Origin of the sequence: Blastococcus carthaginiensis (assembly GCF_030731085.1) — a bacterium.
Classification (GTDB): domain Bacteria; phylum Actinomycetota; class Actinomycetes; order Mycobacteriales; family Geodermatophilaceae; genus Blastococcus; species Blastococcus carthaginiensis.
This window is the reverse complement of record NZ_JASNFN010000053.1, coordinates 1-11516: the sequence shown is the minus strand read 5'-3', so window position 1 is coordinate 11516 and position 11516 is coordinate 1. Positions and strand designations below refer to the sequence as shown.

Annotated in this window: 9 protein-coding genes; 2 read left to right on the top strand and 7 right to left on the bottom strand. The window is 73.2% G+C overall.

Going from position 1 to position 11516, the window contains the following annotated elements:
- The first annotated feature begins 132 nt into the window (after positions 1–132).
- Positions 133–1419: an ISL3 family transposase gene (locus QOZ88_RS22890; protein WP_305997790.1), complete on the top strand. Its 1287-nt coding sequence runs from the start codon at positions 133–135 to the stop codon at positions 1417–1419.
- An 82-nt stretch (positions 1420–1501) separates the two neighbouring features.
- Here the strand turns inward: QOZ88_RS22890 and QOZ88_RS22885 are convergent, their stop codons facing one another.
- The 5 genes from QOZ88_RS22885 to crcB all read right to left on the bottom strand — a co-directional run bounded on the left by QOZ88_RS22885 (position 1502) and on the right by crcB (position 6351).
- Positions 1502–3109, bottom strand: a complete 1608-nt coding sequence (locus QOZ88_RS22885; protein WP_306001984.1) for a methyl-accepting chemotaxis protein — start codon at positions 3107–3109, stop codon at positions 1502–1504.
- 303 nt (positions 3110–3412) lie between these two features.
- On the bottom strand, positions 3413–4150 hold the full coding sequence (otsB, locus tag QOZ88_RS22880) for a trehalose-phosphatase (protein ID WP_306001983.1): 738 nt from the start codon (positions 4148–4150) through the stop codon (positions 3413–3415).
- A complete protein-coding gene (locus tag QOZ88_RS22875; protein WP_306001982.1) occupies positions 4147–5562 on the bottom strand; it encodes an alpha,alpha-trehalose-phosphate synthase (UDP-forming) in 1416 nt (471 codons plus the stop codon). Before QOZ88_RS22875 ends, otsB begins: the two co-directional genes overlap by 4 nt.
- A 49-nt stretch (positions 5563–5611) precedes the next feature.
- A complete protein-coding gene (locus QOZ88_RS22870; protein WP_306001981.1) occupies positions 5612–5971 on the bottom strand; it encodes a fluoride efflux transporter FluC in 360 nt (119 codons plus the stop codon).
- The gene (gene crcB, locus QOZ88_RS22865; RefSeq protein ID WP_306001980.1) at positions 5968–6351 is read right to left on the bottom strand and encodes a fluoride efflux transporter CrcB; all 384 of its coding nucleotides are present in this window, start codon (positions 6349–6351) and stop codon (positions 5968–5970) included. Before crcB ends, QOZ88_RS22870 begins: the two co-directional genes overlap by 4 nt.
- Positions 6352–6439: 88 nt before the next feature.
- Here crcB and QOZ88_RS22860 point away from each other — a divergent pair, with 88 nt between their 5' ends.
- Positions 6440–7537 carry a CaiB/BaiF CoA transferase family protein gene (locus tag QOZ88_RS22860; RefSeq protein ID WP_306001979.1) on the top strand — a complete coding sequence of 366 codons (1098 nt, stop codon included), beginning with the start codon at positions 6440–6442 and terminating at the stop codon, positions 7535–7537.
- A 224-nt stretch (positions 7538–7761) separates the two neighbouring features.
- On the opposite strand, the gene ngg is transcribed toward QOZ88_RS22860, so the two are convergent.
- The gene (gene ngg / locus QOZ88_RS22855) at positions 7762–9519 is read right to left on the bottom strand and encodes an N-acetylglutaminylglutamine synthetase (protein ID WP_306001978.1); all 1758 of its coding nucleotides are present in this window, start codon (positions 9517–9519) and stop codon (positions 7762–7764) included.
- Between the two features lie 10 nt (positions 9520–9529).
- Entirely contained in the window at positions 9530–11314 is a 1785-nt protein-coding gene (locus tag QOZ88_RS22850; protein WP_306001977.1) for an N-acetylglutaminylglutamine amidotransferase, read from the bottom strand.
- Between the last annotated feature and the right edge of the window lie 202 nt (positions 11315–11516).

Below are 11516 nucleotides of genomic sequence, written 5' to 3'. Positions count from 1 at the left end.
GGCTCTTCGCGGTTCCTGGTGATGGCGAGGCGTGAGCCGGAGATCGTGAGGCTGGGCCGGAGACGTTGAGGGCCCGTGGTCCTGCTGGGATGGGTGTTGCCTAGACATCCGCACCAGTGAGGTCCACGAGCCGTGTTCGAGCCTACGGGCTCGCAGCGTGATGCTGCGAGCGCGATCTTCAACCTGCCCGACTACCGCGTCCTGAGCGCCGCCGACGTGGGCGACGGCGTGCGCCGGGTCGAGGTGGAGTCCAGCGATCCACCCGGCTGCCCGGTCTGCGGGGTGCTCGCGGTCCGGGTGCACTCGCGCCGCCGGCAGGCGTTGCGGGACCTGCCGGTCGCCGGCCCGACCGAGGTGGTGTGGCTCAAGCGTCGCTGGTTCTGCGACCAGGCCCGATGTCCGCGGGGGACGTTCAGCGAGGTCACCGACCAGGTGCCGGCGTTCGCCCGCTCGACCGCCCGACTGTGTCAGGCGCTGGTCGCCGCGGTCGTGGTCTCCGGCCGGGCGGCCAGCGAGGTCGCCCGCGCGCATCGGGTGTCGTGGTGGCTGGTGCAGTCGATGCTCACCGCGGCCGCCGACCTGATCGGCGACCCCGATGACGTGCTGGTGCGCCGGCTCGGGGTCGATGAGCACCGCTACCGCTCGGTCCGCTTCTTCCGTGACCCCGACGGTGGCTGGCGGCGCTACGAGCCGTGGATGACCACCCTGGTCGATGCCGACACCGGCCGGGTGCTCGGCGTGGTCGACGGCCGCGACTCCGCCGGCGTCGGCGCCTGGCTGGCCGCCCGCAGCTGCGCCTGGCGGGATGCCGTGGAGGTGGTGGCGATCGATCCGTCAGCGGCGTTCCGTAAGGCGCTGCGCGAGCAGCTGCCGCACGCGGCGGTCAGCGTCGACCCGTTCCACCTGGTCAAGCTGGCCAACGACATGGTCACCGCCGTGCGGCAGCGGGTCGTCCGCGACCGCAAGGGCCGCCGCGGCCGCGGCATCGACCCGGCCTGGGCCAACCGACGGCTGCTGCTGCGCGCCGGCGACACGCTCGGCCCGCGGGCGCTGGCCCGGCTGAAGGCGACCTTGCGCACCGATGACCCGACCGATGAGATCGGCGCTGCCTGGGGCGTCAAGGAGGCCCTGCGCCGGCTGCTGACCAGCGGCTCCCTGGCCGAAGCCCACGAGCACAAGATGCGGCTCGGCGTCTTCGTGCTCGCCGCCAACATGCCCGAGACCGACCGGCTCTGGGCGACCATCGACGCCTGGTGGGACGCCATCGAGGTGCTCGTCGTCACCGGCGTCACCAACGCCCGCACCGAGGCTGCGAACACCGGCATCAAGCAGATCAAGCGCACCGGGCGCGGCTACCGGAACGCTGCCAACTACCGCACTCGTATCCTGCTCGCCAGCGCCGCCCGGACGGCAGCGTGAACACCCTTCTCAGCGACACCGTTCACCAGGAACCGGGAAAAGCCCCCATGCGTGGAAAAGGCGGGGGCGCGCGCGGTGTGCGTCAGTAGGTGAAGCGCCCCACCGTGGTGCGCAGGTCGGCCGCCATCTGCGACAACTCGTCCACCGCGATCCGGGTCTGGGTCAGCGCCTGCGTCGTGGAGTCCGCGGCGGTCGAGACGCCCGTGATGTTCGCGGCGATCTCCCCGGTGCCGCCGGCGGCCTCCTGCACCGAACGCGACATCTCGCTGGTGGTCGCCGTCTGCTCCTCCACCGCCGAGGCGATGGTGGTCTGCCGGTCGGAGATCTGCGCGACGATCTGGGAGATCTCCTCGATCGCCGTCACCGCCGCCGTCGTGTCGCCCTGGATGGCCAGCACGCGCTTGGCGATGTCCTCGGTGGCCTTCGCCGTCTCCTGCGCCAGCTCCTTGACCTCGTTGGCGACGACCGCGAAGCCCTTGCCGGCCTCACCGGCCCGCGCGGCCTCGATCGTGGCGTTCAGCGCCAGCAGGTTCGTCTGCTCCGCGATGCTCGTGATCACCTTGACGACGTTGCCGATCTCCGCGCTCGACTCGCCCAGCTTGGCGACGGTCGCGGTGGTGGTCTCCGCCGCCGTCACCGCACGCGCCGCCACCTCCGAGGCCTCGGCGGCGTTGCTGGCGATCTCGCGGATCGAGGCACCCATCTGCTCCGCACCCGCCGCCACGGTCTCCACGCTGCGGGACACCTCCTCCGCCGCGCTCGCCACGACACCGGACTGCGTGGAGGTCTCCTCCGCCGATGCCGAGATCTGCGCCGAGCTGGCCGACAGCTCCTCCGAGGAGGCAGCGACCGCGGTGGCCGAGTCGGCGACGTTGCTCAGGACCTCGCGCAGGCTGGCCTGCGCCGCATCCAACGACGCCGCCATCTGGCCGACCTCGTCCCGCGAGGTGACGCCCGTGGCGACGGTCAGGTCGCCCTGCGCCAGCGCCTCGAGCGACTCCTTGACCCGCTGGACCGGCCGGGTGACCGAGCGCAGCGTGAGCACGCTGATCGCGATGATCACCACGATGCCGAGGCCTGCCGCGACCTCCGCCGTGACCGCCGCCTGGGCCAGGGCGTCGTCCAGGCGCGCCTGCGCGGCGTCGCTCTCCGCGGCCAGCACGTCCTTGGCCTCGCTGACGGCCCCGTCGGACAGGTCGTTCGCCGCCTGGATCTCCTCCCAGCGCCCGCGCATCGCCGCCGGGTCGGCGACCGCGAGGTCGACCCAGGCGGAGATCGCGTCGGTGTAGGCGCCGAAGCTGTCGGCCAGGCCGGCCACCGAGTCGGCAGCAGGGCCGGTGAGGGGGATGGTGGCCAGCTCGGTCAGCATGCCCTGCGGGGTGGCGATGTCGTCGGCGAGCTCGGCCAGCTGGGCCTCGGGGTCCTCCCGCACCAGCGTCTTGAAGCCGTCCACCTTGAGCTCGCTGGCCCGGGTGTCGAGCTGCAGCACCAGCTCCTGCGCCTCGTTCAGGCTCGCCAGCTCGGTGTTCGCCTCGTGCACCGAGGCGTTGCCGACCAGCACTGCGGAGAGCAGGCCGGTGAAGGCGGTGACGACGACGGCGATCAGGATGCCGAACTTGACGCCGAGGCGGCGGTCGGCGAACCATCCGGCACGCCGCCGGTCAACGGGGGAGGAGGAGGGTGCGTGCACGGTGGACCGTCCTGGAAAAGAGAAAGACGCCGGTGTGGCGGCTCGCTCATTGTTGTGACTCCACCCGACGGCCGGGCCGGTTTCGCATCAGCATTCCGGAATCGTGACGCCACCACCCGGTCAGCAATTCTCCGCATGGGACGAATCGACACCGCCGGACCGCTCACCGACGATGCGCTCGCGCACGTGTGCACTTTCTGCCCGGGTACGGGCGGCCATGTCGACACCGCGACGATGGGTGACCGCCGCACGGCGATCCGGTCGGTCCCGGCTGCGGCCCGACACGCCGGCCGCGGGAAGGGCTCAGCCCAGCCGGTCGGCGAGCGCCCCGAGCAGGCCGACGACGGCCTCCGGCCCTGGCACGCGGTGGCGGGCCACCGTCTCGCCCTCGCCCACCTTCACGGTCAGGTGGTCGGGTCCGAGCACCCGGAAGGCGTCCTCGTCGGTGACGTCGTCCCCCAGGTAGAGCGCGGCGGCGACGTCCAGTTCCTCGACGAGCCGCTGCACCGCCGCGCCCTTGTGCGCGTCGGTGACCGCCACCTCGAGGACGTCCTTGCCCGGCTTCAGCGTCAGTGACGGATCCACCGCCTGGCGAGCCTGCTCCAGGAGCCCGGCGGCGCGCACCCGGTCGGCGACCTGCCGCACGTGGACGGCGACGCTCGCCGGCTTCACCTCCAGGCGGGCGCCGGGCGTGCCCTCGACGAGCGGCCGCAGCACGCCGGCGAGCTCGTCCCGCCGGCCCGCGTCGGCACCGGCGAGCGGGCCGTCGAACTCCGCCCCGTGGCTGCCGACCCAGCGGAAGGCACCCTGCAGCCCGCTGGTGCGGCGCAGATCGTCCAGCCCGCGGCCGCTGATCAGGGCAACCGTGACGCCGTCGGCCGCGGCCAGCCGCGACAGCACCTCGGCGACCCCCGGCTGGGGGACGGCGGCCGACGGGTCATCGCGGAGCGGCGCCAGGACGCCGTCGTAGTCGGTGGCCACCAGGAGGGGCCGGCGGGCGGCGAACGCCGTCAGCGCCTCGTCGAGGCCGGGGGAGGTCACGCCTGCCCCCGCAGCGCCTCGAAGAACGAGCTCGCCCAGTGGTCGAGGTCGTTGCGGAACAGGTGCCGGCGCATGCTGCGCATCCGCTTGGCCGCCTCGCCGGGCTCGATGCGCAGGGCCCGCACCAGCTGGTTCTTGACGCTGGCGATGTCGTGCGGGTTGACCAGGAAGGCCTGCCGCAGCTCGGCCGCGGCGCCGGCGAACTCCGACAGCACCAGGGCGCCACCGAGGTCCCCGCGGGCGGCGACGTACTCCTTCGCCACCAGGTTCATGCCGTCGCGGTACGGCGTCACGAGCATGACGTCGGCGGCGCGGTACAGCGCGGCGAGCTCCTCGCGCGGCATCGACTGGTTGAAGTAGTGGACGGCAGGCCCGGCGATGGAGCCGTAGACGCCGTTGATGTGGCCGACCTGCTGCTCGATCGTCTCGCGCATGTGCACGTAGTGCTCGACGCGCTCCCGGCTGGGCGTCGCCACCTGCACCAGCACGGTGTCCGGCGCCTCGAGCGCGCCGTCCTCGAGCAGTTCCTGGAACGCGTTGAGCCGGACGCTGATGCCCTTGGTGTAGTCGAGCCGGTCGACGCCGAGGATGATCTTGCCCGGGTTGCCCAGCTCGGCGCGGATCTCCCGGGCCCGGGCGAGCACCTCGGGGGAGGAGGCGAGCTCGTCGAAGGCCCGCACGTCGATGGAGATCGGGAAGGCCTTGGCCACCACCGTGCGGCCGTCGTACTCGATCTGGTCGCGCCTGCAGTGCAGGTCGTGCAGCCGTCGGGAGAGCTGGACGAAGTTCACCGCCGCGGACGGCCGCTGGAAGCCCACCAGGTCCGCGCCGAGCAGCCCCTCCACGATCGCCGACCGCCACGGGAGCTGGGTGAACAGCTCGTACGGCGGGAACGGGATGTGCAGGAAGAAGCCGATCGTCAGGTCCGGGCGCTGCTGGCGCAGCATGGCCGGCACCAGCTGCAGCTGGTAGTCGTGCACCCAGACGATGGCGCCCTCGGCGGCCACGCCCGCGGCGCGCTCGGCGAACCGCTTGTTGACCTGCACGTAGGTGTCCCACCAGTTCCGGTGGTACTCCGGCTTCTCCACCACGTCGTGGTACAGCGGCCACAACGAGGCGTTCGACATGCCCTCGTAGTAGCGATCGACCTCCTCCTCGCTGAGCTCGACCGGGATCAGCGACATGCCCCCGGACTCGAACGGCTCGGCCGCGTCACCGGCGGAGCCGGACCAGCCCACCCAGGCCCCGCCCCGCCCGGCGACGAAGGGCTCCAGCGCGGTGACCAGCCCGCCCGGGCTGCGCTGCCACCGGGTGCTGCCGTCGGGATCGGTGACCTGGTCGACCGGCAGCCGGTTGGCGACGACGACGACGGGGCTGTCCGCCCCGATCCTCTGCTCCGCGTTGTCGGCCATACCGCCCCAGACCCTATCCAGCCAGGGATCACCGCGCTGGACGGGGCCGTCAGATGGTCCGGCCGAGCACGAACCCGGCCGCCGCGGCGGCCAGGCCCAGGAGCACCGTGGCGACGACGTACGCCGCCGCGCGGCCGGGTCGGCGCCTCTCGGCCAGCCGGACGACCTCGGTGCCGAAGGTGGAGAACGTGGTCAGGGTGCCGCAGAGGCCGACGCCCACCAGCGCCGTCACCCAGGCAGGGACGGCGGCGACGCCCAGGAGCAGACCCAGCAGGGCGCTGCCGACCACGTTGACCGACAGCGTGCCCAGGACGCTGCCCGGGCCCCGCCGGTTCACCGCGATCCGCTCGGCCAGCAGGCGCAGCGGCGCGCCCACCAGGGCCCCGGCGACCACCAACCACGGCGTCACCGGGGCGCTCCGGCGAGGGCGCGACCGGCCAGCGTCCCCACGGCGGCGGCGGCGACGCCGCCCAGCACCGAGACCAGGACGTAGACGACGGCGGTGCCCGCGGCTCCGGCGTCGGCCAGCCGCACCACCTCCACCGCGAAGGTCGAGTACGTGGTGAAGCCGCCGAGCACCCCCACGCCCAGGAACGGGCGGGCCCAGGGCGACCCCGGTGCGCGGGCCACCAGCACCGCCGTCAGCACGCCGAGGAGCAGGCAGCCGGTCAGGTTCACGCCGAGCGTCGCCCAGGGCAGCCCGGTGGGGGAGTGGGGGAAGGCCTCGGCCAGGCCCCAGCGCGCGAGCGCACCCAGCGCCCCGCCGAGCGCGGCCAGCAGGTAGGCCATGTGACCTGGCTCTCCTCCGGGATCGGACGTCGGGCAGCATGCCCCCGGGAGGGTCGCACGCGCGCGACCCGGAGCAGGGGAGGCCGCCGTGGGACCGCTGGAGGGCGTGCGGGTCGTCGAGTTCGCCGGGCTGGGACCGGGCCCGTTCTGCGGCATGCTGCTGGCCGACCTCGGGGCCGACGTCGTCCGCATCGACCGCAGGGGTGCCCGCGGTGGGCTGCTGGGCTCGCTGGGCGCGACCTCCCTGCTCGACCGCGGCAAGCGCTCGATCGCCCTCGACCTCAAGGACGCGGCCGACCTGGAGGTGGTGCGCGCCCTCGTCCGCCGGGCCGACGTGCTGCTGGAGGGCTTCCGGCCGGGCGTGATGGAGCGGCTGGGGCTCGGGCCGGACGAGCTGCTGGGGGAGAACCCGGCGCTGGTCTACGGCCGGATGACCGGCTGGGGGCAGACCGGCCCGCTCGCGCACAGCGCCGGCCACGACATCGGGTACATCGCGCTGACCGGCGCCCTGGGCGCCAGCGGCCGGCCGGACGAGGTGCCGGCGCCGCCGATGAACCTGCTCGGCGATTTCGGGGGCGGGGGGATGTTCCTGGCCCTCGGTGCCCTGGCGGCGCTGATCCGCGCCCGGACGACGGGGGAGGGGCAGGTGGTGGACGCGGCGATCGTCGACGGCACCGCCGTCCTGACGACGATGATCCACGGGATGCTGGACGCCGGCGTGTGGACCGACCGCCGCGGCCGCAACGTCCTGGACACCGGGGCGCCGTTCTACGACGTCTACCGCTGCGCCGACGGGCAGTTCCTCGCCGTCGGCGCGCTCGAGGAGCAGTTCTACGCCGCACTGCTCGAGGGGCTCGGGCTGACCGGGGACGAGACGCTGCCGCGGCGGGAGGACCCGCGCCAGTGGCCGGCGCTGCGGGAGCGGTTCACCGCCGTCTTCGCCTCCCGCACCCGGGCGGAGTGGTGGCAGGTCTTCGAGGGCACCGATGCCTGCGTCGCACCGGTCTGGTCGCTGGTGGAGGCCACGGAGGACCGGCACAACGTGGCGCGGGGCGTGTTCGTCGAGGTCGACGGCGTCCGGCAGCCCGACGTCGCCCCGCGGTTCTCGCGCACGCCCGGCGCGGTCGGCCGCGTGCCCCGGGCGGGGGAGCACAGCGAGGAGATCCGCGCCGAGCTCGGCCTCTGAACGCGGTCCTCGACCTCTGCACGCGGTCCTCGGCCTCTGAGCGCGGTCCTCCGCCTCTGCACGCGGTCCTCGACCTCTGAGCGCGGTCCTCGGCCTCCGAGCGCGGTCCTCCCTCACCCTGCGGTGTCCTCCCTCACCGCAGACCGTGAGGGAGGGCACGCCATGATCAGGTTCCCTGATCGTGGCCGGGGGCCTCAGCGGCGACGGGAGGGGGAGGCGGCACCTCAGCGGCGGCGGGTCTCGGGGAAGAGCAGGTCGACGAAGCGCTCGGCGGTCGGCTGGGGTTCGTGGTTGGCCAGGCCCGGCCGCTCGTTGGCCTCGATGAAGACGTAGTCGGGCCCGGTGACGTCGGGCACGAGGAAGTCGATCCCGGTCACCGGGATGTCCAGCGCCGTGGCGGCCCGCACCGCGGCGGCGGCGATCTCCGGGTGCAACTGGTCGGTGACGTCCTCGATCGTGCCGCCGGTGTGCAGGTTCGCCGTCCGGCGCACCTGGATGCGCTCCCCGTTGGGCGGGACGTCGTCCATCCCGTAGCCGGCGTCGGCCACCACCTCGGCCGTGGTGCCGTCGAGCGGGATCCGGGACTCCCCACCCGTGGCCCGCTCCCGGCGCCGGCTGGTGGACCGCACCAGGTCGGTGACCGAGTTCCGGCCGTCGCCGACCACCTCCGCCGGCCGGCGCACCGCGGCGGCGACGACCGCCCGGTCGATGACCACCACCCGCAGGTCCTGGCCGGGGACGAGTTCCTCCACCAGCACGTCCGGGCAGAACTGGAGCGCGACGTCGACCGCGCGCGCCAGCCCCTCCTCGTCGTGCACCCCGACGGTGATGCCGCGCCCCTGCTCACCCCGGGCCGGCTTCACCACCACCTGCCCGACCTCGCGCATCAGGGCCGCGGCCTCGTCCAGTTCGCCCTCGCAGGCCAGCGCACCGCGGGCCACACGGACACCGGCCCGCTCCATGATCCGGCGGGTGACCCGCTTGTCGTCGCACCGGCTCATCGCCACGGCGGTGGTGAACTCCGACAGCGACTCGCGCGTGACCACCGTCCGGCCGCCGAGGGACAGCCGCATCTCGCCCCAGCTCGCGTCGGTGACCTCGACCCGCACCCCCCGGCGCAGCGCCTCCTCGGCGACGATCAGCGCGTACGGGTTGAGGTCCTCCAGGCCCGGCGGGCGGGCGGCGAACAGCGGGGTGTTGATCGGGTTCTTGCGCTTCACGCAGACCGCCGAGACCCGGTTGAAGCCGAGCTTGCGGTACAGCCGGATGGCGGCCTCGTTGTCGTGTATCACCGAGAGGTCGAGGTAGGAGCGCCCGCGGCCGACGTAGCGCTCGGCGAGCACCCGCACCAGCGCCTCGCCGGCGCCGGGCGGGGCATCCTGGTTGTGCACCGCCAGGCACCACAGGCTGGTACCGGCCTCGGGGTCGTCGAAGGCCAGCGCGTGGTCGACCCCGGTCACCGTGCCCACGATCTTCCCGGTGCGGGTGTCCTCGGCGACCAGGTAGGTGAAGCAGCGGGTGCGGTGGTTGTCCCACATGACGTCGGCGTCCCCGACGACCATCCCGTTGAGGGCGTAGATGTCGTTGATCGCCTCCATCTCCGCCCGGGAGGTCACCGTGCGGACGAAGACGCCCCGGATGAGGTCGTGGCGCGGCCGGTAGCGGTGCAGGTCCAGCCGGTAGGTGTAGCTCGGGTCGATGAACAGCTCGTCGGGCGCGAGCCCGACCAGCACGTGCGGGTCGCGCGGGTAGATGCAGATGTCCCGCTCGCCGGTCTCCTCCGCCCGCAGCGCGTGGACGATGCCGCGCAGGTCGGCGAAGGTCTGGCCGAACACCAGCCGCCCCCACCCGAGGTCGAGCACGACGTCGGAGGCCATGCCGCGGAGCTGGTGCTCCGACGGCTTCTTCCACGACCGGCTGGTGATGGCCGGGGTGGAGGCCACCGCCGTGCGACGGCGGTGGCCGGCGAGCCGGGGTGCCATGGTCATCTCCTCAGACCGCGTGGGTCTGGAGCCACAGCTCGAGCAGGCCCAGCTGCCAGAGCTTGTTCCCGCGCAACGGCGTGAGCTCACCGTTGGGGTCGGCGAGCAGCTCGCGGACGTACTCTGGACGGAACATCCCGCGGTCGGCGGCCGCCTCGCTGGAGAGCGCGTCCTTGACCAGGTCGAGCACCTTGCCCTGCAGGTGGGTGATCGCCGGCACCGGGAAGTAGCCCTTGGGCCGGTCGATGACCTCCGGCGGGATGATCCGCCGCCCGATCGCCTTGAGCACGCCCTTGCCGCCGTCGGCCAGCTTGAGCTCCGGCGGGCACATCGCCGCCAGCTCCACCAGGTCGTGGTCGAGGAAGGGCACGCGGGCCTCCAGGCCCCAGGCCATGGACATGTTGTCCACCCGCTTGACCGGGTCGTCGACCAGCATGACCTCGCTGTCCAGGCGCAGCGCGGCGTCGACCGCCGTCTCGGCCCCGGCGGCGGACATGTGCCGCCGGACGAACTCCAGGCTCGGGTCCTCGGCCAGCGCGTAGCGGTCGGAGACGACCGAGCGCATCTGGGCGTGGTCGCGGTCGAAGAAGGCCCGCGCGTAGGCCTGCACCGCCTCCTCGCGGCCGACCCCGGCCAGCGGCGGGTACCAGTGGTAGCCGGCGAAGACCTCGTCGGCGCCCTGCCCGGACTGCACCACCTTGATGGTCTGGGAGACCCGCTCGCTGAGCAGGTCGAACGCGACGACGTCGTGGCTGACCATGGGCTCGGCCATCGCCCCGATCGCGTGCCCGAGGGAGCCGGCGAGCTCGTCGGACCCGACGCGGATGCGGTGGTGGTCGGTGGCGAAGTGGTCGGCGATGACGTCCGAGTAGGCGAACTCGTCGCCCTCGTGTCCGCCGACGGACTCGAAGCCGATGGAGTAGGTCGCCAGGCCGGTCTGCCCCTCCTGGGCCAGCAGGCCGACGATCAGGCTGGAGTCCAGGCCGCCGGAGAGCAGCACGCCGACCGGCGTGTCCGCGACCAGCCGGCGGCGGACGGCGACGCGCAACGCCTCCTCGATCGCGTCCTCCCAGTCGCGGGCGCTCCAGCCCGCGTGCTCGGGGCGCCGCTCGTAGGTGGCGTTCCAGTACCGCTGCTCGGTGCTCGTGCCGTCGGGCTCGATCACGCGGACGGTGGCCGGGGGCAGCTTCCGGACCCCGTTGAGGATCGTCCGCGGGGCCGGGACGACGGCGTGCCAGGTCAGGTAGTGGTGCAGGGCCACCGGGTCGATGGAGGTGTCGACGTCACCGGCGCGCAGCAGGGCCGGGAGCGTCGAGGCGAACCGCAGCCGCTTGCCCGGCGTCTCGGAGAGGTAGAGGGGCTTGATGCCCAGCCGGTCCCGGGCCATGACGACGCGGCCGGTGTCCCGCTCCGCGATGACGAAGGCGAACATGCCGTGCAGGTGCGAGACGACGTCGGTGCCCCAGTGGTGGTAGCCCTTGAGGATCACCTCGGTGTCGCTGTGCGAGAAGAAGCGGTACCCGTGGCCCTCCAGCTCGGCCCGCAGCTCCTGGTAGTCGTAGATGCAGCCGTTGAAGACCGCGGTCAGCCCGAGCTCGTTGTCGACCATGGGCTGGGACCCGCAGGTGGAGAGGTCGATCACCGAGAGCCGGCGGTGCCCGAAGGCCACCCGCCCGTTGCTCCAGGAGCCCTGCCCGTCCGGGCCGCGGGGGACCAGGGCCTCGACCATGCGGGCTACCGCGGTCGTGTCGGCCGTGGTCCCGTCGAATCTGATCTCGCCGCAGAGGCCGCACATGCACAACGATCTAACTCCTGCCGCGGCCCGACCGCAGGCCCGGGTCACCCGCCAGGGCCCGATCGTGGCCCACCTCACGCCTGTTCCACGTGGAACGCCCGGCGGCTGCTCCCGCGTCCTGGCTCACCGCTCGGGGTCCTGGCTCACCGTCGACCGTGAGCCAGGACCCCCGGCGATCAGGTCACCAGATAGGCACCGGCCG

Coding starts and splice junctions, on each gene's coding strand:
- QOZ88_RS22875 (WP_306001982.1), bottom strand. CDS start 5,562: ATGGCCGACAACGCGGAGCAGAGGATCGGGGCGGACAGCCCCGTCGTC.
- crcB (WP_306001980.1), bottom strand. CDS start 6,351: ATGGCCTACCTGCTGGCCGCGCTCGGCGGGGCGCTGGGTGCGCTCGCG.
- ngg (WP_306001978.1), bottom strand. CDS start 9,519: ATGGCACCCCGGCTCGCCGGCCACCGCCGTCGCACGGCGGTGGCCTCC.
- QOZ88_RS22850 (WP_306001977.1), bottom strand. CDS start 11,314: ATGTGCGGCCTCTGCGGCGAGATCAGATTCGACGGGACCACGGCCGAC.